Source organism: Paenibacillus sp. JT31N17 (genome assembly GCF_056269255.1).
Genome location: NZ_JBWDNP010000028.1, coordinates 1 through 22,467 on the forward strand (window position 1 = coordinate 1; position 22,467 = coordinate 22,467).

The 22,467-nt window shown below is 49.8% G+C and carries 19 protein-coding genes; 17 read left to right on the forward strand and 2 right to left on the reverse strand.

Going from position 1 to position 22,467, the window contains the following annotated elements:
- Positions 1-307 precede the first annotated feature (307 nt).
- On the reverse strand, positions 308-778 hold the full coding sequence (locus tag AC0YOB_RS37475; RefSeq protein WP_475797086.1) for a MarR family winged helix-turn-helix transcriptional regulator: 471 nt from the start codon (positions 776-778) through the stop codon (positions 308-310).
- Between the two features lie 1,203 nt (positions 779-1,981).
- Here AC0YOB_RS37475 and AC0YOB_RS37480 point away from each other — a divergent pair.
- Together AC0YOB_RS37480 and AC0YOB_RS37485 are read left to right on the forward strand one after the other, a co-directional pair.
- Complete coding sequence (locus tag AC0YOB_RS37480) at positions 1,982-2,158, forward strand: hypothetical protein (RefSeq protein ID WP_210046803.1); 177 nt, start codon at positions 1,982-1,984, stop codon at positions 2,156-2,158.
- A 62-nt stretch (positions 2,159-2,220) separates the two neighbouring features.
- Positions 2,221-3,225, forward strand: a complete 1,005-nt coding sequence (locus AC0YOB_RS37485) for a glycoside hydrolase family protein (RefSeq protein ID WP_475797087.1) — start codon at positions 2,221-2,223, stop codon at positions 3,223-3,225.
- Positions 3,226-3,337: 112 nt separating this feature from the next.
- Here the strand turns inward: AC0YOB_RS37485 and AC0YOB_RS37490 are convergent, their stop codons facing one another.
- Positions 3,338-4,411 (reverse strand): lactonase family protein, encoded by a 1,074-nt coding sequence (locus tag AC0YOB_RS37490; protein ID WP_475797088.1) that lies wholly within the window; start codon positions 4,409-4,411, stop codon positions 3,338-3,340.
- A 227-nt stretch (positions 4,412-4,638) separates the two neighbouring features.
- On the opposite strand from AC0YOB_RS37490, the gene AC0YOB_RS37495 reads away from it, so the two are divergent.
- The 15 genes from AC0YOB_RS37495 (at position 4,639) to AC0YOB_RS37565 (ending at position 22,338) form a co-directional block, all read left to right on the forward strand.
- Positions 4,639-5,403, forward strand: coding sequence for a DUF2087 domain-containing protein (locus tag AC0YOB_RS37495; RefSeq protein WP_475797089.1), 765 nt, complete (start codon positions 4,639-4,641; stop codon positions 5,401-5,403).
- A 29-nt stretch (positions 5,404-5,432) separates the two neighbouring features.
- Positions 5,433-5,846 carry a GIY-YIG nuclease family protein gene (locus AC0YOB_RS37500; protein WP_475797090.1) on the forward strand — a complete coding sequence of 138 codons (414 nt, stop codon included), beginning with the start codon at positions 5,433-5,435 and terminating at the stop codon, positions 5,844-5,846.
- 67 nt (positions 5,847-5,913) lie between these two features.
- Positions 5,914-6,516, forward strand: coding sequence for a hypothetical protein (locus tag AC0YOB_RS37505; RefSeq protein ID WP_475797091.1), 603 nt, complete (start codon positions 5,914-5,916; stop codon positions 6,514-6,516).
- A gap of 154 nt (positions 6,517-6,670) precedes the next feature.
- Positions 6,671-7,237 carry an RNA polymerase sigma factor gene (locus AC0YOB_RS37510; RefSeq protein WP_475797092.1) on the forward strand — a complete coding sequence of 189 codons (567 nt, stop codon included), beginning with the start codon at positions 6,671-6,673 and terminating at the stop codon, positions 7,235-7,237.
- Positions 7,234-8,748: an extracellular solute-binding protein gene (locus AC0YOB_RS37515; RefSeq protein ID WP_475797093.1), complete on the forward strand. Its 1,515-nt coding sequence runs from the start codon at positions 7,234-7,236 to the stop codon at positions 8,746-8,748. The genes AC0YOB_RS37510 and AC0YOB_RS37515 overlap by 4 nt, the downstream gene beginning before the upstream one ends.
- Positions 8,745-10,154, forward strand: coding sequence for an extracellular solute-binding protein (locus AC0YOB_RS37520; protein WP_475797094.1), 1,410 nt, complete (start codon positions 8,745-8,747; stop codon positions 10,152-10,154). The genes AC0YOB_RS37515 and AC0YOB_RS37520 overlap by 4 nt, the downstream gene beginning before the upstream one ends.
- Positions 10,155-10,248: 94 nt before the next feature.
- Complete coding sequence (locus AC0YOB_RS37525) at positions 10,249-10,647, forward strand: GNAT family N-acetyltransferase (protein WP_475797095.1); 399 nt, start codon at positions 10,249-10,251, stop codon at positions 10,645-10,647.
- 95 nt (positions 10,648-10,742) lie between these two features.
- A complete protein-coding gene (locus AC0YOB_RS37530; RefSeq protein ID WP_475797096.1) occupies positions 10,743-11,240 on the forward strand; it encodes an N-acetyltransferase family protein in 498 nt (165 codons plus the stop codon).
- Positions 11,241-11,685: 445 nt separating this feature from the next.
- Positions 11,686-14,010, forward strand: coding sequence for a helix-turn-helix domain-containing protein (locus AC0YOB_RS37535; RefSeq protein WP_475797097.1), 2,325 nt, complete (start codon positions 11,686-11,688; stop codon positions 14,008-14,010).
- A gap of 184 nt (positions 14,011-14,194) precedes the next feature.
- Positions 14,195-15,196: an ABC transporter permease gene (locus tag AC0YOB_RS37540; RefSeq protein WP_475771796.1), complete on the forward strand. Its 1,002-nt coding sequence runs from the start codon at positions 14,195-14,197 to the stop codon at positions 15,194-15,196.
- Positions 15,196-16,077, forward strand: coding sequence for a carbohydrate ABC transporter permease (locus tag AC0YOB_RS37545; RefSeq protein WP_475797098.1), 882 nt, complete (start codon positions 15,196-15,198; stop codon positions 16,075-16,077). Before AC0YOB_RS37540 ends, AC0YOB_RS37545 begins: the two co-directional genes overlap by 1 nt.
- Before the next feature lie 98 nt (positions 16,078-16,175).
- Positions 16,176-17,717, forward strand: a complete 1,542-nt coding sequence (locus tag AC0YOB_RS37550) for an extracellular solute-binding protein (RefSeq protein ID WP_475797099.1) — start codon at positions 16,176-16,178, stop codon at positions 17,715-17,717.
- Positions 17,718-17,740: 23 nt separating this feature from the next.
- Positions 17,741-18,559 (forward strand): SDR family NAD(P)-dependent oxidoreductase, encoded by an 819-nt coding sequence (locus AC0YOB_RS37555; RefSeq protein ID WP_475797100.1) that lies wholly within the window; start codon positions 17,741-17,743, stop codon positions 18,557-18,559.
- 21 nt (positions 18,560-18,580) lie between these two features.
- On the forward strand, positions 18,581-19,678 hold the full coding sequence (locus AC0YOB_RS37560; RefSeq protein WP_475797101.1) for a lactonase family protein: 1,098 nt from the start codon (positions 18,581-18,583) through the stop codon (positions 19,676-19,678).
- 20 nt (positions 19,679-19,698) lie between these two features.
- Positions 19,699-22,338, forward strand: a complete 2,640-nt coding sequence (locus AC0YOB_RS37565) for a hypothetical protein (RefSeq protein WP_475797102.1) — start codon at positions 19,699-19,701, stop codon at positions 22,336-22,338.
- Positions 22,339-22,467: the final 129 nt, after the last annotated feature.

Consider the following 22,467-nt stretch of genomic DNA (forward strand, 5'->3'; position numbering starts at 1 on the left):
TGAGGTTATTCCTTACTGGAAGCTGTATCAGCCGTTGAAACACCATCACGAGAGGCTGTAAGCCGCCATTTCCTCGCTGCATTCGCACAAGTGGTGCGGCAAGAAGCTGCAGTGAGGTTATTCCTTACTGGAAGCTGTATCAGCCGTTGAAACACCATCACGAGAGGCTGTAAGCCGCCATTTCCTCGCTGCATTCGCACAAGTGGTGCGGCAAGAAGCTGCAATAAGGTTTTTCCTTACTGGAAGTGTATTAGCTGTCGGTTCCAACACGAAACATGCCCAAAGCAAGGCGCGGCTTCGCGGATAGTTATTCCGAAATAAGGCCGCGCTTGACCAGTGCCTGCTCAATCGGCATATGGCGTATGAGCTTCTCCATGGCATCCCCGGTCGCGATCAACTCCTCTTCCGTATAAAGCTGCCGGAACTGCTCATACATTCCGATTTCAATATGCCGGACAGACCCGGCAAGGGTCGTGCCTTTGGCTGTCAGTCTCAATAATACGTATCTCGAATCATTGGGATCGCTCATTTTGTCGATCAGTCCGTCTGTGACCATCCGGTCGATTAATCTCGAGGGGCTGCCCGTTTCACAAACTAACAAGCTTCCCAGCTCCTTGAGCGAGATGGGCTGCCGCTCTTCGAGAACACGTATGACCTCCGCCTGTGAAGCCGTCAGATCATGCGTTTTGAGCTGATCATTCAGCATGCGGACGCCTTGACGCTGTGCGGCAAGAATCAAGTAGCGAAACCGTTCCGCTTCATAATAAAGATTGGACATAGACTCCTCCTGAATTTGTAGGCTGAAGCTTACGCCCCCTAACGGGGGAGTGCAGCTAAGGTAGGCCGTGCAGATAGCCTATTCTAACCGATAATACGGGGTATGACATTCCCATCATGATTGGCGAGAACCGCGCAGCAGTCCGCTCTTTGCGCGAATTCGGCTACCCGGCGCAGGGATTGTGCCGCTTCATTCTTGCTCGTTGCCAGGCATGGTTGGATTGTGCCGCTTCATTTTTGCTCGTTGTCAGGCCTGACAGGATGTGCCGCTTCCAGGATTCTCGGCATAGCCGGCATCGCTTGTCAAGAGAACCCAGCCTTCCCCGGTACGGACAAGAACGGAAATATGGCCTTTGGAATGCCCGGGTGTATGGACTAAGTATAAGGAACCGTCATGGAATAGATCAAGTCCAAGCTTGAAAGAGCCATAAGGAATATCCTCCGACGCAAATGTCTGGAAGATTAACGCCTTTCCACATGGAGCGGATATATCCCGCATCCTTTACGGCTGCACGCAGCTCAATTTCGCTGGTCAAAATGCGCCTGGTACCGCTAAGGCTGCTTCAGTCCGCTCACATGATCGGAATGATGATGAGCCATAGAATCACATACTCCAGATCCTTTTCTCCGAGCCGCAAACTTGCGAGCCTTTCGCGCTTGGAATGAGCTTCAGGTAGTCTGCCTTGATAAATACTGTGGGCAAGATGCCCAAAATGCTTCTTTTGATTCAACTATCCTCATGCAGCCGGTGTCCCCCAGTATCCGGCCTTTCAGACGCTCGATCAGATAGGCGGAAACCGGGACCCACATCTTCCTGGAGCGCGGGCGCAGCCAGCCGGCGAAGGAAGCGCGGGATGCCAAGTTTTTTCTTTAAAAGCAGCGCCTGATCGATGAGGACCTCGCCGGTATGCCAAACATGAAGGTTAACAGTATTCATTCCTCTCACTCATTCCGCTATATGGATGACAGATCATCTAATTACATAGTAGATGATCTGTCATATATCTGCAACGACTATCGGAAGGAAAGCTGCGTGAAGATGATGCGTCAATTGTTTATCAATCAGTTTGCGTAAATAGAAATCCTCCAAAGACCCTGTTATGAAAATAATCTCTTCATGGCATATCCGCTTGAACAAAAGCGAGGAATAATCGTATACTACTCATAGCAACATACAATCAAATAACAGGAGTTGGGAAAAATTATGGCTAAAAGCGCTGCGCGAAAGAAAAGGGAGAAGCGGCTGCGGCAGGGTGAGATGGATCCGAGATTGCTGCGGGGGAATTGGAACGGAGTCATGCCGGTGACGAAGGTTAAACCGGACAAACGGAAATATGCATATGCGAAAAGTGACGATGATCGAGTCTTTAAGATTGCTTAAAGAATGGATCATCGTCACTTTTTTTCTTTAATGGCCATTTTCCACAGAGAGGAGGAGTGGAATTGAAAAAGAGTGTCCGTGCGAAACAGATTCCTGCGAGGAGGTATGAGCCCGACTACATCCATCCCGTACCTGTGCTTGAACATGGGGACCAAATGGATATGAACGGTGCGCGCGAGGCTTTTCTCTTTCAGCATGAGGGTCTCTTCTATCTGCATTATGACGGGAATGGTGCGAACGGCTGGAGCTGCTGTCAGGCTGTTTCCAGGGATTTGATCCATTGGGACAATCGCGGCGAGCAGCTGCAGGCCGGACTGGCCGGAGAACTGGACCATGGAGGAGCATGTTATGGACCGACGTTCTTCTTTGAAGGCAAATGGCATCTCTATTATGTATCGGTTGAAAATACTTCCGGCGCTCCTTTTTACATACCGGCCCTTCCTTATCGTACAGGTCTGGCCACAGCGGATCATCCGGATGGGCCCTGGACCAAGGTGTCGACCAGTTTGTTTGCCCTCGGAGAGAAGGGCAGCTGGAACGAAGGCTGTATCTGTGCGCCATATGTCCTTCAACTGGACGGCAGATATTTTGCTTTTTACAGCGCCAGCACGACAGGACCTGACTATTACCGGACAATCGGGCTGGCAGTATCGGAGTCGCCGGGCGGGCCATGGGAGCTGTCTCCTGAGCCCTTGCTGCCTCCCGGGGAGCAGCTGGAGAATGCGAGTTTGTATTATGAGCCCGCATGCAGCCTCTGGTTCATGTTTGTCAATCATGTGGGACGCGATGAAGCCGGCAATGAATTTACCGAGGCGGTATGGGTCTATTGGAGCCGCAGCGTAACGGAGTGGGATCCGGAGGATAAAGCCATCGTGCTGGATGCGTCCAATATACCCTGGGTCAAACAGGCGGTTGGACTTCCGGCATGCTTGGTCGTGGGCAGTAAGCTGTGGGTTGGCTTTGACGCCTGCAAGGAGCCTGTGAATGCAGTTAATATCGGCAACGCGCACCGGGATATCGGGATGTGCAGCTTTGATCTGCCGCTGCGTGCGCCAGTATTGGAGTGATTGTCCTCATCGGCATGCAAATTCAATTTCACGTCGAAACAAAGAAATAACCTTGCTGCGTCGTTTTGGACGCTTGGCAAGGTTATTTTTTGCAGCCATCAGCTGTACTGTTCTACAAATAAAAAGGCTGGACGCACACCGGCTTGGACACCTCGATGCTGTTGCCTGTGTAATGCAATTTGCCGGATTGGCGGTCGACCTGGAAGGTTACGATATTGTTCGTGTCCCGGTTGGCGGCAATGAGATAGCGCCCTCCAGGAGTCAGGGCAAAATGCCGCGGGTGGGCGCCCCGCACATCGGCATGCTCCACAAGCGTCAGCCTGCCAGTTGCTTCATCAATGGCATAAACAACGATGCTGTCATGCCCGCGGTTGGAGCCGTAAAGAAACCGTCCATCCTCCGAAACGGCGATTTCGGCGCATGTATTTTCTCCTTGAAAGCCAGCCGGCAAAGTGGGGACCGTTTCAATGGAGGTTAACCGCCCCTTTTCCGCATCATAAGCAAAGCCAGTTATCGTTGAATCCACCTCATTGATGACATAGGCATATTTTCCGTCAGGGCGGAAAGCAAAATGCCTCGGACCCGCGCCTGGATGGAGGCCAGTCTCCTCATGGAGCGCCAGCCGGCCTGCGTCTTCCTCAAGGGAATAGCTGCTGATGCGGTCAAGACCCAGATCCTGCACAAACAGGAACCTGCCGTCCGGGCTGAAGATGGCGGAGTGGGGATGGGGCTGATTCTGACGTTCCGGATGCAGCCCATGGCCTTCATACTGCTTGACATCGGCAAGCTTTCCGACGTGACCTTCAGCTGTTAATTCGACCAAACCAATCATGCCTCCATGATAGCTCGCCACGATCAGGTATTTACCGCTGGGATCTCTCTGGATATGGCAGGTTGGCGCTTCAACGGTAGCCGCTTTGTTCAATAAGTTCAAAGCTCCGGTCGCGGCATCGATGGCAAAAGCGGCCGCTTCCCCGATTTTTTTGCCCGCGGCATCGGTACCCTCCGAGATTGCGTACAATCTGTGTTTGGCAGCATCGACATTCAGAAAAGTCGGATTCTTAAGTCCCTGGTATTCATAGGCAAGCGTCAGAGATCCCGTATTTTCCGCAAAGCGGTAAACATAGACCCCGCTGCTCTCCGGTTCCGCATAGGAACCTGCAAATATGTACAATGATTGACTCATCCGATAAATTCCTCCTCTTGCTCGATATTCACTTCCACGCTTCCATTATAAAGTGTGATGGGGATACAAACAATTCTCTTTCCCCTGCACCGCTTCATTCGGGAGGCCCAGCCGCCTGGATCCCAAGACGCGTGAGGGAGAGGCATATCTGTTTGCATATTGATATAAACCAAACATAATGATAGTATATCTATAAATAAGACAAACAACATGTGGAGATGTTTAATATGAATGTGTCGGAGTATTTTTACAGCGCATCACTGCAGGATTTGAAGAACGGTTATGTCTTCGACCCGGCTGCGGCAAGCTTTTATTGCTTGATCTGCGGCGAAGCGTTCGAAGACGGCGATGTATATCCTGCCGGGAACCGCTTCATGGAAGCGCGCAAGTATGTTCTTTACCACATCGGGCAGGCGCATGGTTCCATGCTGGAATATTTGCTCGGACTGGACAAGAAAGCTACGGGCCTGACCGATTTGCAAAAGCAGCTGATCGGCGCTTTCGCTTCAGGTCAGACGGATGCGCAGACGGTCAAGCTGACAGGAGCAGGCAGCGCTTCGACGATCCGGAATCATCGATTCGCCCTTAAGGAGAAGGCCAGGCAGGCCAAATTGTTTCTGGCCACGATGGAGCTGATGGAAGCTGCGCTCCCGAGCGGAACGAAGTTCATGCCGGTTCACCGCGCTGCGCCGCAGGTCGATGAGCGGTATGCCTTGACCCAGGAGGAATATACGAAGCTTTTGGCCAAGTACTTGCCGGATGGACTGAATGGGCCGCTCACGGGGATGCCGCGCAAAGAGAAGCAAAGAGCCGCACTGCTGCGCCATATTTCCACAAGCTTCCAGAAAGGCAGCAAGTATTCGGAAGCGGCGGTTAATGACATTTTACGGCGCTTTCTAAGCAAAGACTACGCCACGCTCCGCAGGCAGCTCATCGATTATCGTTTTCTGAGCCGTGAGAGCGATGGCAGCGCATATTGGCTGACGGTTTAATATAGGAATCATTCAGGAGGATTTCAGACATGGATCGAAGAAAAGAATTGCAAAATGAATTTGCCATGAAGAAGAGAACGATGGGTGTTTTTCAAATCAGGAATCTCGGCAGTGGAAAACGCTATATCGCCTCGACATCGACGCTCGATTCGGCCTGGCATCGTGAACGCTTTATGCTGAATATGGGCTCCCATATCAATTCCCTGCTGCAGGCGGACTGGAAGCAAGACGGCGAAAAACAGTTTGAGTTCGAGGTGCTGGAGCCGCTCAAGCTGGGCGATGAGGTCAGAAACGATTATAAGGATATCAAGGTTCCCGGCGGGGGCGTACAGCGGAATGTCGTCATGGCTTACAGGGATGAACTGAAGAAGTTGGAGAAGAAATGGATGGATCAGCTTATGCCCTACGATCCGCAGGGCTATCACAAGCCGCCATCTGTATGAGATTCCTTTATATGATTATATTTAAACGGGTATAGCGGGTAAAAGGATGTCCAAAAGGAGGACCATGATGAAACGGATGCCATTTGAACGTCCAACTGAATATTATGATGAACGAATTGTTAATATCGATGAGCAAATTTGCGTACTGCTAAAGCAGCGGAAGGAAATTTCGGACCATAATCCCGGTTTTCCGCCATTTGAGCATATCTCTGGATGGGCAAATTCTTTTGAACTTTACGAAGATTTCTTGAAAGCGGTATTTAGCGTTTTGAGAAATGAAGAATATTTTAAACCTATAGTAGATCCATCTGGATTCCGAAAGCATATCCCGATCCTGAAATCGATTGAACAGGGAGAGCTTTTTTATTCGTTAACTTCCATACGGCAGTATAACAATGCAAGTGTAATAACGTTTAGTATAGATCAGGACATTATAATTGACCTTCCGGAAAACCAATATAAACACAGTTATTTTGAGCTCTATTTAGGAGAAGAATACGACAGTCGAATGACTAATGGTGGACATTCATCAGGGCATTCTTCCTATAGCTACGTAATAACTCCGCCTTTACCGGATGATATTTCAGGAATTGAATTTAAGTTCAGTGAATATAGTGCCCCTTTTAAGAACAAACCGACAGGTATAGAGGTAGTTTTTCAGGTGGAATGACTTTTCAAGGAGCAATACCATGCCGGCAATCGGTCCCGATTGCCGGTTCTTTCTGTTTTTATCTCCGCCGATATTTCTTTCATTGTATAATCGTGGAAATAGATAGGGAACCATTCTCCTTTTCGATTCGTCTACTTTTGCGAGGTGAACACAGTTGCAGTTCGATTACTTGAAACATGTTAAGGGCGGCTTGGACCGTCATGCCGTGCTCGATGAACTGATGCAGGCTTACGGCAAAGACGTCTGGAATTTCGCCTTCTTCATGACGCATCGAAGAGAGCTGGCCGACGATATTACCCAGGATGTATTCATCAAGGTGTTCGAGCATCTGTATAATTTCCGGGGTCAATCGTCGGTGAAAACATGGCTGCTGGCCATTACCCGCAATACGGCGCGCGACGTGCTGCGGTCGGCCTGGATTCGCCGTGTGACGCTCATGCCCAGCCGTCATGCGCAGCAGCAGACTCATGCTTCAGCGGAGCAGGAGACAATCGACAAGCTTATGACCGAGCAGGTCTGGGGTGTCGTATTGAAGCTGCCTGCCAAGCTGCGTGAGGTGATGCTGCTGAGCAGTCATTACGGACTGTCGATGAATGAAATGGCGGACATGCTTGGAGTATCGACGGGCACCGTGAAATCAAGACTTCACCGGGCAAGGGCGGCGGTTAACCGCAAGCTGTCCGAGGATGCCATGCTGACCGGGGAGGAAAAGTGGACATGAAGGATCCGGTAAATCAATGGGAGCGCCGGTTGGCGGAGAAGCCTCCAATCCGAAATGGGTTCACCTCGGATCTTGAACGCAAAGTGAGGGAACGCATCCGCATGAGAGAGAAGAAACGAAAATCGCCGTTTCGGGCTGCAGCGGCCCTGATGAGCGTGGTTGTGCTGCTTGGCTGCGGCTGGTGGTTCCGCGACGATTTGATGCAAATTCTACAGCCAGGCCATGCCGAAGACGGCATGTCTGCGCTTTTGAACGACTCCCTGGAGGATGAAGGGGATCTTATCCTTAAAGTCCAGGACTCCAAATACAGCAATTTCATGAATGATATCGGACGGCCGTTTGTTCTGCGTCATCCATCGGTGGAATTCCGTTTGACATTGCCTTCGGACGCTTCACTGAAGAATCTTGCGGAGTGGGTCGATCAGGAGAGGCCCGATGTGCTCCGGTTGACGCCGACTCAGTTCCAGGACCTTGCGGGACAGGGGAAATTGAAATCTCTCGATATTCTGGCGGACAGGGATGGTGTAAAGCTGGATTCCATGTACGATCCGGTAGTCAAGACCATCCGTCAGCTTGGCGGAGGGGAACTGTACGGGTTTGCGCCAATCTTCAGCACGGAAGCCGTATATGTCAACAAGAAATTATTTGAGAAATACAAAATTGAGCTGCCAAAAGACGGAGTCACGACCGATGAGCTGCTGCAGATTGCCATGAAATTCAACGGCACCGGAGCAGCCGGACTATCCACCTCAACAGGCAGAAACGGATTTGGCTTGTTCAGCCAGCTGGGAAGCATCTCGGGACTGCGTTCGCTAAGTCCTGACGGCAGCCAAATGACGCTGGATACTCCGGCATGGAACAGCCTTTGGAGCAAAGTGACGGAGGGGCTGAAGACTGGCTGGATCATAGACAATGTGATAGATTGGGCGGAACACCCGGGTGGATTATCGATGGAGCAATTGAGAAAGCTTGATGCTTTTGCCAATGGCAGGGCGGCGATGTCCATTAATACCTATTCTTACGGGAATCAGCTGGCCCAGTATAAGTTAAAGCCATCGGATGTCGAGTGGATGGCGGTTGCCCCGGCTGCGGTTGACGCATCGGCTGGTTTTTATCTGGATACGATCTATGCGGTCAATGCGCAGACGACCCAGGAGAAAGCGGCATGGGAGCTGGTGAAATTCGCAGGAGGGCCGGATTACGCCAAAAAACTGCTCAGTCAGACGGGTTCTTTGCCTGTTTATATGGATTCCAGGCTGTTAGCCTCCCTGCCTGCCGAACAGTGGAAAGCCTTTTACCCGCCTGGTCTGGATCCGGAGCAAATTACGGCTTCCATCAAACGCTCCGGCAATGAGGAGCAGGCAAAGGCGCAAGGGCAAATCTATCAGATTGGCTCTGAGACGATGAAGACGGTGCTGGACGGCAAGCTGCAGCCAGACCAAGCGCTGGCAAGCATGGAAGAGAAGCTGCAGAGCGCGAATCCCGATCTCCGAAAGGGGACTTCTCCATGATTAGCAGCAGCTTGATTGCCATATTCGCAGTCCGTCGGAATAAGCGATCCCTGATGAATATGACGGGCAGCCGGCTGCTCGTCTTTGCAGGACTTGCCTCTCTCCTGCTGCTGTCGGGCTGTTCGGACAGTTCAGCTGCGGAGAAGCCTGCAGGTGTGCTGAAGGTGGCCGTGGGAGACGAAACGACATTTGAATTCTATTATCAGGATTATTTTGATCTGGTTTACCCTGACCTTCCGGTTGAATTGGTTGCCACAGGAGATATTTATGAGGAGAAAGACCCCATAGAGGCTTATAAACAGTTGATTGAGAAGGAGAAGCCGGACATTGTTATTTCTCCGTCGGCTTATTACAGCCCGCTCGCAGATCAAGGCCTATTGGAGGATTTGACCGGCTGGATGAGCCGCTCGGACATGCCTGAGACGGATTATCAGCCGGGAGTTATAGCCATGCTGAAGGATAATGAAGAGAACAAAATATATGGTCTGGCTCCCTCATACGACTCTTCGCTGCTGTATTATAACGCCGATTTGTTCAAGCAGTACGGTATTGATCCCCCGACGAGCGGGATGACCTGGAAGGAGCTGCTTCAGCTGTCTTACCGCTTCAAGCAAGCGGGAGGCGGCATTGTCGGCTATCATGATCCATGGATGCAGGACTTGAATGCCCTTATATTCGAGACGCTGAATGGAACCGAAGGCCTGCAGCTTGTAGATTGGCAGAGAGGCGTACATTTGTTGGATACGCCCGCCTGGCATGATCTGCTGCAGACAGCTGTGGAGTCGGTTCGCGACGGATCCATCGCCATTAAAGGCGTGGAGGTTCGCGTAGAGGATGGCAGCAGCTGGATCGACGAGGGGGCGATAGAGAAGCAGGATCTCTTCGCCAAAGGCAAAGCTGCGATGACCATCGACATGTATGGCAACAGGACCAGGTTTGATCAAGCCAAGTTTGCCTGGAGCGCGGTTCTGCCCCCGGTGAACAGCGCTGCCCGGGAGTCGGGCGGCTACATGCGGATGGATGGGGTTTTCAGCATATCCGCAAGCTCCCCCTTCAAGGAGGAGGCCTGGAAAATGATCCAGTTCATTGGCGGCGAGCGTGCCGCCAAGGTGATTTCCAAAATGGATGGCGGATTGTCCATCCGCCGCTCGGGACTTCAATTCAACACCAATCCGCTTGCGGCTGTTGCCTTCGATCAGAAGTCGACCCTTAATGCGATTGACTTCACTGACCGAAGAGATTTCTATCAGAAGGAATATGCCATGGTTCAGACGGAACTGCAGAGGGTGCTGCAGGGCAAGCAAAGCCTGGACGCCGCGATTCAAAGCATGCAGAAGCAGGGACAGGCGTTTGTTGATGCCTTTGTGAAGGAGAACAAAGAGGACGAGGAGAAGACGGCACCGTGAGCGGAATCGTGATATGAGATCATCAGACGGGTTATTTTGCCGGGCTGAATATATGATATACTAGCTGGAAATTAACTAGTTAAGAGGTGTGCAAATGGCGATAGCGTACAAGATTAATGCTCCGCTTCTCTCAGGGGATGTTTCCGCTGTATTCAAAAGCTCAGGAATCAAACGTCCGGCGGATGATCTTGACCGTATCCAGCGGATGATTGACAACGCCGACATTAACGTATCGGCCTGGGACGGGGACAAGCTCATCGGATTGGCCAGAGCGATTACCGATTTCTCCTATTGCTGTTATTTGTCCGATCTGGCAGTAAGTCAGGAGTATCAGAAGAGCGGGGTAGGTTCAGAGCTTGTCAGGCAGCTGCGTGCGTATCTGGGGGATGAGGTCTCCTTATTATTAATCTCCGCGCCGGCCGCGATGGATTATTACCCGCGTATCGGGTTTGAGAAGAATGACCGGGCATTTATAATACCAAGATCGAAGTAACGAGCGTTTGCAGGTCCTGTTATTCACTAAACCTTGGAAACAAGAACGCCATTATATCAATCCGGCAGCATGCCGCGTTTCGGGGAGACTTCCACATGCATGAAATAAGATGGGCACGGATGGGGGATGCCGGGGATTTGGGACGGGTGCACGCCGCATCCTATCGGGATGCTTATAAAGAGATCATGCCGGCTGATTATTTGGTCAAGGTTACGGCTGAGGAACGGGCCAGGCACTTTGAACAAACCCTGTCTCAAGGCTTGGAGCGGACTGCAATCATGCTGGTCAATGAAACAGCAGTAGGCTGTCTGATAATCAACTCCTCCATGGAAGGCTTCGAAAGCACCGCTGAAATTTCGGCAATTTACCTGTTGAAGGAATATCAAGGCTCAGGGCATGGGACCCGTCTGCTTGATTGGGCACTGGAGCGATTGAAGGAGCTGGGTTACATAAAAGTGATTTTGTGGGTGCTCCGGGAGAACCAGGCCGCAATCGGCTTCTACGAGCGTCAAAGCTTTGAATTCGACGGCACGGAGCGTGAGATCTGCCGGGGCAGGAACCTAGTCCAAATGCGATTCCAAAGGGCGTTATGACAACCTGATCGATTACAAAGGAAAATAGGATAGAACCGTTCACAAGGCTGCCGATCCATTGGCAGCCTTGCTGCGTTACAAATGCTTGTAAGCAGCGTGAGCATATGTCCGTCAGAACCTATATTCCCGGCAGACAGAACGCAAGAACTGTCTATAGGCTATCGTTTTTGTTTTTGATAAAATGGAGAAAGTTCGGTCAAGAGCGGCCGGAAGGATGGATAAATATGGGCGGGAAAAGTGATTCCCGGCATAGCCGGGGGTGAATCTGAGATGAGCTGAATGAGAGCGTTTACAATTTTGTTGAATGACTGCAAATAAGAGATGTGCCGGGCTGTACCCAAAGGAACCGACTTCTACTTGGGGTACGGCCTTCTATATTTCAGGGGCTGGGTCCGGCTATCGCTCATAATCGCAATGTCGCTAATCTCATATTAGGAGGGGGACAATGAGATGGAACTGGAAAGAGAAACCGTTTGTTAGCATGAAATCGACTTTATTGCGAAGAATGATTTTGTTGATGCTGGCTGCCGCCGTTCTGCCTACTCTGATTGTAGGCGTGAGCAGTTATTCATTCTCCGCCGCGGCGCTGCAAAATGAAGTGAACCGGGCAAATATCCAGCTTTTAGAGAATTCTTCCGCAACCATTGAAAATGAACTGCAAAATATTCAAGACAGTACGCTGCAAATGCTGTTTCTTCCCCTTTTTTGGGATGGGGCCTTGCAGAAGGTCAAGAATAATGAACTTGAATATAATATGCAGGTTTCCCAGTTTTTCTTGTCCTTTCAAACCAATCACAAGCTGATACTGGATATCTCGATGTATGTCAAAGACAACTATCTGCTTTCTTCATCCTCCGGTCTATTCAAAGTGACGCCAATTTACGATATTAACAAGCTGAACGAGGCAATCGGATTTCCGAAATCATTCCAATGGGTAAACGAGATATTCCATATCCGCCCCAATGATACGGCAAACGGAATTACATTTGTCTGCAAGCTGCCTTTGCAGGATAGCAATCCGTTTGGACTGATGCTTGTCAGGATTGATAAGAAGCTGTTCCAGGATGCTATCCAGCGCTCCGTTGTTTATCCCGGACAGATGATCGCCGTTGTAGATAACGAGGATAAAACGGTTGTTAATTCTTCCGAATCCGTATTGCCATCAGAATTAATTGATACGATTCGAGAAAAAACCGGATCCAACCACAAGCTTCACTATACATGGAATAACCAGGACTATTTAGTGACGACTCTTACATCGCCTTATACCGGATGGCAGTACATTGATCTGATTCCGGCAAGGCAATTGAATGCGAAATCGGCAGGGATCGGAATCATTACGGCGGCTGTTCTGGCTGCCGTTCTGCTGCTTGCTTTTGTCTTTACTTTTCTCGGGACCCGATGGGTCTACCGGCCGGTTGCCAATCTTTTGTCCCGTATGAGGCGTGATTCCACTGAAAGTGATACAGATGGAGATGAAATCGGTTATCTGGAGCAACATTGGCTGGAGTTAAAGGATAAAACCAGAGAGCTGCAGCATCAACTCTCACGCCAGTTACCCATTATTCAGGAATCTTTTGTTATGCAGGCGCTTCATGGTCATCTTATCCACTATTCGCAGAGCGAACTCGAGAACTTATTCCACCGTTACGGTCTTCCGCAGCGGGCCATTTTCTCCGTTTTTATTCTGACTTACGATAGGAGCTCGACACTCGAAGGAAGGTTCTCGGATCGTGATCGTGATCTTATTGCATTTGCAATGAAGAATATAGTAAGCGATATGATCAGCAATTATGAGCGTTCCTTCCTTGGCATTACCGTTAATCTGTTGAATGACCAGGTGGCCGTTCTCCTTTGGAATCGAACGGACACGAAAATCAACATGGAAGCGGTGGCAGCATGGAATGCTTCGGTTAAAGCTTTTTTGGAAGAGGTCAGGGTTGTTCTGGCGAACTATTTGCGGCTGCCGATAACGGTTGGAGTTGGGACCGCAACCCATGAAATTCGCGATCTGGCGCAGGTGTACCGGCAAGCCGCTTCCGCATTATCCTCCCGGTTGGTCGTAGGGGGAGAACAGGTCATTGACCAGGATAATGCCTTCTTGAAGACAAGCGGGAGCTATCGTTATCCAATTGAGCTGGAGCAGCACTATGAGGAATCATTGAGGCAAGGGGACCTGGCGGAGTCGCAGCGCATGCTTCACGAGTTCTCCTTGTATGTGGTGAGTGCCACCCATGCGCCTAAAGTGATCCATATGTCGTATACGCAGCTTCTGGGTACTACAATGCGTACCGTTTATCTGCTGGGCATGGATATGGACGCCATTTTTAAGGACGAGGAGCCTTATGAACATTTGCGCAAAATGCAAAATATGGATGATCTAAACCGTTGGTTTCTTCAGGAATTAATTACTCCGATTGTCCGGTTTGTGCAAAATAAAACCTATATGGAGCACGAGCAGATTATTGAGAATGTAGTCGCCTTTATACAAGAAAATTATCATCTGGAGATTTCCCAGGATCAATGTGCGCGCGATGCCGGAATTAGCCGGACACATCTCAGCAAGCTGTTTAAACGGTTCAAGCAAATCTCGTTCACCGATTATTTAACGCAAATCCGTATTGAACGGGCAAAGCAAATGCTGCGGGAAACCACGATCCCCGTTAGTGATATTTCCGAAAAGGTTGGTTATTTGCATACGCAAAACTTTATTCGTGTTTTTAAAAAAAATGTAGGAAGCACTCCGGGGCAGTTTCGCGAACAAGAATAACATGATCGAAATAACGGCTATCCACAAGTCTGTTAAGACGGAGGGCAGCCGTTTTTGTATGAGTGCTCCTTTTGTGAATTCGAATAAAAGCGGCACATAAAGAGCATTCACAATTGGCTCATTGTTAAACGGATAGGGCTTACTTACAATACGAGTTAGCAATCCACAATCGAATAAGGAAAGGATGAGCGCATTGCCGAATCAGCGAAAAACCGTATTCTCTCCAGGGAAGCAAATCGAACTGCCTTACCAGACCGCTTCTCCCCATCGACTGCTGCTTTGGCTGAAGGGCTGGAGAAAATCGTTCAAACAAGAAAAATATTTGTACATGCTCGCACTGCCTGGCCTGTTATTTTTCCTTATCTTTAAATATGTGCCCATGTGGGGGTTAACGTTAGCCTTCACAGAATACTCTCCTTATCTGGGTCTTCTAAAAAGCGAATGGGTCGGGTTCAAAAACTTTGAGAGCTTTTTCTTGAATCCGGACTTCTGGCTGCTGTTCCGAAATACATTGGCAATCAGTTTTTTAAACATTGTTTTCTTCTTTCCCACACCGATCATTCTGGCGCTTTTATTGAATGAATTAAAAAACGTAACCTTTAAAAGATGGATTCAAACCGCGGTTTACTTCCCGCATTTCCTGTCCTGGGTCGTTATCGTGGGGATTTGCTTCCTGACCTTGAGCGGCAGCGGAATTGTCAATAAACTGATCGCGGATTCAGGAGGCAGCAGCATAGACTTCCTCACCAACTCCAATAACTTCTGGTTTATGCTGACAATGCAATCGATTTGGAAGGATGCCGGATGGGGCACAATTATTTTTCTGGCTGCCTTGGCCGGCATTAATCCGGAATTATATGAAGCGGCGCGGATGGACGGTGCGAACCGCTGGAAACAGGTTTTATTTGTGACGCTTCCCGGCATTAAAGGAACGATTATCATTCTTTTGATTCTTCGATTAGGTCAAGTTCTGGATATCGGATTTGAACAAATTTATTTGATGTCCAGCTCTGCCGTGACGGAGGTGGCTGATGTATTTGATACCTATGCCTATCGGATGGGAATTCAAAACGGGCGTTTCAGCTTCGCAACGACTGTCGGTATATTCAAATCGGTGGTGGGCCTAATTCTCGTTATTTCTGCCAATCGGTTAGCCAAGAAGCTCGGAGAGGAGGGAGTTTACTGATGAAGCACCGGCCCGCATCCCGGGTGTTTGACGCCTTCAATTATATCGTTCTCATTTTGTTCTCCCTGACGACGTTACTGCCTTTTCTCTATGTAATTCTCGTCTCCTTTACGGACCCGATCGAATATGCCACAAGCCCGATTGTGCTTATTCCGAAGCAGTGGAGCCTGGCTTCTTACCAGTTTATTTTATCAACCTCAACCTTTCTTCACTCCATGGGCGTGAGTGCTTTCCTGGCGATTGTCGGCACGGCCTGCAGCCTTATCCTGACAAGCGGGCTCGCTTATGCCTTGTCCCGCAGGAAGTTCAGGCCCAAACGCATTCTCATGATGGGTATTCTATTCACGATGATGTTTAATCCGGGTATGATTCCCAATTATCTGCTTGTGAAGGAGCTCGGATTGATCAATACGGTATGGTCGCTTATTCTCCCTGTAATCACCAGCGCCTGGTATGTCATTTTGATGAAAAGCTTCTATCAGGAAATTCCCGATGAGCTGGAGGAGTCGGCAAAAATAGACGGCTGCACAGACATTGGCGTGTTTTTCCGAATTGTTCTGCCTGTTTCATTATCGGCCATCGCTGCTTTCGGTTTATTCTTCGCAGTTGCTTATTGGAACACCTATTTCAATGCTGTACTTTATATCAATTCGAATACATTCCGCCCCATGCAGGTAGTCCTGCAATTACTGCTCATTCAATCGTCCACCCAGGTAGGGGATCCCTCAGTAGCGCAAATGCTGCAGAGCGATCAAATGCTGCCGCCCGAAACCATAAAAATGTCAGCTGTCGTCCTGACCTCGCTGCCTATTATTATGGTTTACCCGTTCCTGCAGAAGTATTTTGTCAAAGGGATGATGGTTGGTTCGGTGAAAGGCTGATGAGGCATTCCTGCTAAGGGGGTGATGGAGTTAGAAGGAATGCGTTCAAGCAGCTTAAAAATAAATGAAGGCGTTCTAAAATTGAAGGAGGATTGAATATGAGAAGATGGTTGAAAGGTATAAGCTTTGGCGCTTTGGCTGCCGTAATACTGGTGGCGGGCTGCAGTTCAGCACAGACCCCGTCAACAACTCAGCAAGCATCTTCAACTGCTGCTGCCGGGGGTAAAGCTTCCAAACCTACAGAAATTAATATACTGACCACGACTTACAATTCGGTGCCAGGCAATGATCTGGATAGTCTCAAACAACTGAATGAGAAATTCAATGTCAAAATTAACGTTACCTATGTTCCTGCGAACAACTATACGGACAAATTAAATGTGATGCTCGCTGCCGGCGACCTTCCCGACGTGACTTTAGTATGGGATATCAATACGCAAGCGTTCGCCAATGCAACGAACCAGGGAGCTTTCTGGGATTTGACACCGTATATTCAAAACTACCCTAATTTGGCCAGCTATCCTGAGCAAATTTACAAGAATGTCGCCTTCAAAGGGAAAACAATGGGGATTCCCCGCGTCCGGCCGATTGATGGTCACCAATCCCTGCTGATCCGGCAGGACTGGCTGGACAAATTAGGACTGAAGGCTCCAACGACCATGGATGAATTCTATAACGTGATGGAGGCATTCACCAAAGACGACCCGGACGGCAACGGCAAGGATGATACGTACGGTTTCGTAGGTCAAGGGACGCCCTCGTTATCCAGCTATTATATATCAATGTTCGGGAATGGCCTGCAAACGTATGTGGACCAGGACGGTCAATTGCTGCCGAGTTTCTTTAATCCAAAAATGAAGGATGCATTGGCATTCTGGAACAAGGTGAATACAGCCGGCATCATGGTCCCGGACTTGCCGCTGTTGCAGACCAGTCAGACCAGAGATTTCATGACCCAGGGGAAAGCGGGAATGGGCTTTACCAATGTGTATGACGGCCACTTGTATACCGATGACTTAACCAAGGTTAATCCGAAAGGCATGATCAAGCCTTACTTATTTCCCGCTGCACCGGACGGAAATGTATACATGGAGGCAGCGCCGGGCTCATTTGGAATTTTTATGGTGAATAAAAAAGTAAGCGAGGAAAAATTGAAAAAAATTCTTGAAATTTACGACTATACGGCGACCAGAGAGGTATATAATCTAGTTGCGTACGGAATAAAAGGTACGGATTATACCGAGAGCGAAACGGGCGACATCACCCAGACGGAAGCAGGCAAGAAGAAAGGCTATGCCTTTGATACATCCGCACAATGGGTTTCCAGCTACTACGACAAATATGTGAAAGCGGACTTGCCGGGCATGACGCCGGAAACCAAAGCATACAATCATGAGCTTGTCGATAAGATCACCACCCTGTCGACGCCGAATCCCGGACTTGGCCTTGTAACACCAACCGCTTTGGAAAAAAGCGCGGATTGGAATAAGAAAATTAATGATATGGAGACAAATGTCATCATAGGAAAGAGCACCATGAGCGATTGGGAGCAGTTTGTCAAGAGCTTCAAGGATGATCCGGGCTATCAGCAGCACCTGAAAGAGTTGAACGAGTTATATCAGGAGAAGCTGAAAAATTAAAAAAAAGCAAGGAGGAGAAGAATGTGGGAACAAGACTGAAAGACAAGGTGGCCGTTATTACAGGTTCATCTTCCGGGATTGGAAGAGCATGCGCGGAGTTGTTTGCGGAAGAGGGCGCTTACGTGATTGTCAACGACGATGGCGGACGGCAAGGCCTGGGCCAGCAGGTCGCCGATAACATTGTTGCCGCTGGAGGCAGGGCCAGCTACTGCTCCGCTGACGTGTTTAAACCGGATGATTTGAGGAAACTTATCCAACATGCCAATGAATCATGCGGGAGGCTGGATATTCTGATGAATAATGCCTATAAAGGCCGAGCGGCTTCTGTCGTTGAACAGGAGGAGGCGGAGTGGGACGAAGTATTCGCCTCAACGGTCAAGGCAGCCTTTCTGGGAAGTAAGTATGCGCTTCCAGGAATGATGAAAGCAGGGAAGGGCTCGATTATCAATACTGCGTCGGTCCATGGACTCTTGGGTGGAAGAAGGCATTCGTCCTATGCTGCCGCCAAAGCGGCCATCATTAATTTGAGCCGTCAGATGGCGCTGGATTATGGAAAATATGGAGTCCGGGTCAATTCCCTTTGCCCAGGGAGAATCGTGACGGAAGGCAAAGTGGATTTTCTGGAAAAGTATCCGGAGGAGGTTCGCCGCCAGAAAGCGACCTATCCATTGGGAAGGCCTGGAACGATGCGCGAAGCGGCAATGGCTGCCCTTTTTCTGGCATCGGATGAATCCTCTTTCGTTACCGGCCATGCCTTGGTAGTAGATGGGGGGTTAACCGCCCAGCTTGCGGATGGGGTAGCGGAGTCGGTTGAAGAAGGATTGGGAGTTTGGAATCCGTAAAGAAAGATTGGAGAAACGGTTATGAATTCAAATTCAGCGATATTGGCTTATATAGGAACGTACACGGAGGGTGAAAGCGAGGGGATTTATGTCCTCCGTCTGGATGCGGCTACCGGAGAGCTGGCTTATTCCGGCAAGGTTCCGGGTGTTGTGAACCCTACCTATCTGGCGATTGATTCGCAGCAGCGTTATCTTTACGCGGTGAACACCATTGAAGGGGAGGGAATGGTGAGCGCATTTGAAATCGACTCTGGCACCGGGCTTCCCCGATATTTAAATCAGCAGTCCTCGGGCGGCTCCAAGCCCATTCATCTGGTTGTGGAGCAGGATAACCAATTCTTGTTGACCGCCAATTTCGGCAGCGGCAGCGTAAGCGTTCTGCCTATACGTGAAGACGGAAGTCTGGGAGAACTATCGGATTTTATTCAACATGAGGGGGCGAGTGTACATCCGGTTCGGCAGCAAGGACCGCATGTCCACTCTATAACCCTGGATAACTCCAGCCGTTATGCCGTTGCTGCCGAGTATGGGGCTGATCAATTAATCGTCTACCGTTTCGAGCCGGTGAACGGGAGGTTAAATTCCGGTTCCATTCCGCCGGTGCAGATGGAGCCCGGAGCCGGCCCCAGGCATTTCGCTTTTCATCCCCATAAACGTTGGGCTTATGTGATTAATGAGCTGAGCAACACCATTGCGAGCTATGACTATAACCCGGATGAAGGCATACTCATGTATAAAGAATCGGTTTCGGCTCTACCGGCGGATTTTACGGGCCGCAGCAATTGTGCGGATGTACAGGTAAACGCTGCGGGGACGTTTGTTTATGGTTCGAATCGGGGGCATGACAGCATCGTGATTTATGCTGTCAACCCTGCTACGGGCGGTCTTGAATACGTAGGACACGAGCCGACGCAGGGAAAGGAGCCCAGAAGCTTCATTATCGATCCCACGGGCAAATATATGCTCGTTGCGCATCAGGCTACTGACAATATCGTCGTATTCGGCATCGACAATCAGACCGGCAGACTGCATCCGACAGGACATAGCATCGAGATTCCGATGCCGGTTTGCATCAAGATGATTTCGCTGCCCCTGTCATCGAACAAGTTTTCAAATTGATACCCGAGGAGTGTTTCTCTTTGTCAAATGAAACGCCAAAGCTGCTGTCAGAAGTGATCATCTTCCGCGATGATCAGAATCCGCTCGCCTCGCAAGCCCAGGTAATCTGGGCAGAGGGACTATTGTCGGATGCGCTGAAACAACGCCATGTACCCGTAAGCCATACCGGGAAATATCTGAACGGGTCCGGTACCGCGCTGCAGATCGTTATTGCCGGAACGGATTCGCCGCTTGTACATTCGGCTTTTGATCGGGCCAATCTTCCTTTGCCTGCCGAAGCGGAAGCTTTTGCCGTTGCAGCGCTCCCGGGGCTGATTGTACTATCAGCCACGGACACTCGCGGCATCGTCTATGCCGTGCTTGAGCTTGCAGACCGCATCCAGTTGGCTGCCGACGTTAGGGAAGAACTGCTTGCTACAGCATCGTTTGCCGAGAAGCCCGCCAATCTTATCCGGAGCGTAACCCGTTTATTTGCCTGCGAGCCCGAAGATAAGCCATGGTTTTACGACAAATCATTCTGGGATGAATATTTGACTGAATTGATGACGCAGCGGTTCAACAGATTCAGTCTTGCACTCGGCATGGGCTACGATTACGGTCATGATCCCGATGTCCATGACAATTACTTCTGCTTCAGCTATCCCTTTCTATTCGAGGTACCCGGATATGAAGTGCAGGTCGCAGAGCTTCCTGCCGACGAAAGGCAGCGCAATTGGGACATGCTCCGCTATATCGGAGAAGAATGCCAACGAAGAGGTCTTCATTTTCAATTGGGATTATGGAATCATTCCTATAGGTTCACCGAAAGTCCGAATATGAACTACACGATTGAAGGAATAACCCCGCAGAACCACGCCGAATATTGCCGTGATGCCATCCGGCTGCTGCTGAGGGATTTTCCAACCATTGACGGTCTTACATTTCGCGTCCATTATGAGGGTGGCATTCCCGAGCCTGCCTATGAATTCTGGCGTGTCGTTATGGAAGGTACGAAGGATGCCGGACGTAGAGTAGAAATTGATATGCATGCCAAGGGAATAAACGATGAATTGTTGAAGGTTGCCTTAAGCACGCAGCAGCCTGTTTACTTGTCCCCCAAATATTGGGCTGAGCATATGGGGCCTTCTTATCATCAGGCCGCCATTCGGGAAAATGAATTTTCTCCGCCTGACAGTCCTGCAATGAAAATGCAGGAAATTACGGCTTTATCCCGCAGATTTACACGGTATGGCTACGCCGATTACTTGCGGCATGATCGCGCGTTTGGCATCTTGTTCAGAGTTTGGCCGGGAACGCAGAAGCTGCTGCTTTGGGGCGATCCGGCTATCGCTTCAGGGTACGGGCGCTTTGCAGGCTTCAGCGGCACTCAAGGGGTGGAATTATGTGAGCCTTTAACATTCAAAGGCCGCAAAGGCTCAGGATCGCCCGGGGGCCGCGAGCCTTACCTGGATACAGCGCTGCAGCTGCCTAATCGGGATTGGGTTAAATATAAGTATTATTACCGGCTGTGGGGGCGGCTGCTGTATAATCCGGATGCGGATCCGGCCTCCTGGCGGCGTTACCTGAATAGCGAGTTCGGTGCTGCGGCTTATCACTGCGAGCAGGCGCTCGCCCATGCCAGCAGAATACTCCCGCTTGTAACCGCTGCCCATCTTCCTTCTGCTGCGAATGTTATATATTGGCCCGAGATGTACTCCAACCAGCCCATTATGAATAGGGGGGAGGCCTCCTATTATGAATTCGACACACCCAAGCCCGGAACATTCGGCACATCAAGTCCACTGGATACGGCTTTGTTTTATCGGGTTGACGATTTTGCCGACGACATTGTTCAAGGGTTCCGCACAGGGAAATATTCCCCTCTGGAAACCGCCGGCCGTCTGGAGCAGTTTGCCGATACGGCAGAAATGAATTTGTCTCAAGCCTTTCGCGATGCAGGTGACCAGAATACGCCTTCCTTCCGCCGGTTCACTATCGACGTAACCATTCTGATCGATCTGGGACGCTTCTTTGCCAATAAGTTCCGTGCTTCATTAGCTTACGCATTGTTCGAGCGCAGTCAGAATTTTGCACAATTGGAACTGGCGTTGGCACATTACCGGACAGCAAGAGATTCATGGAAGCATCTGGTTATGGTCTCGAAGGACATATATAAGCCGGATATTACATTTGGTTATACCCCTCATGTCAGGGGACATTGGAGCGACCGTCTGCAAGCCATAGAAGACGATATCATGGCTATGGAGCAGAAGGCCGGCGAAGCAGCAGCAAAACCCGGGATAACGGACATACTGGCAGCCGCTGCTCCGTTTCTTCAAGCCCGCAGCCCGAATAAGTGTGAGGAATACAGGCATGAATCTCCAGTCCGTCTGAATAAAGGGGAAGCATTGGATTTGAGCATCGCGGTGCCGGATGCAGAGGACGGGTTTGGAATCGATCTGCACTACCGTCATGCCAATCAAGGGGAACGCTATGTGACCGTGGAGATGTCCCGGAAAGGAGACCTGTTCTCCGCTTGCGTGCCTGCGGAATATACGGACTCATCTTTTGATTTCATTTATTTTTTTGAAATGAAGGACAGCAAGGGCGATGCCTGGATTTACCCGGGTTTGAATGAGGAGCTTTCCAACCAGCCCTATTATGTCATTCCAGGCTGCTGATACTGACGCCTAACCTATAACACGGTACGAGGCTCCGGAGATATATCCGGAGCTTCTTTGCGTGTAAAGTAAAGGTTATTCTTATGCCGGCCCGATCATAAAAAAGTGTAACGTATATTAAATTCGTTA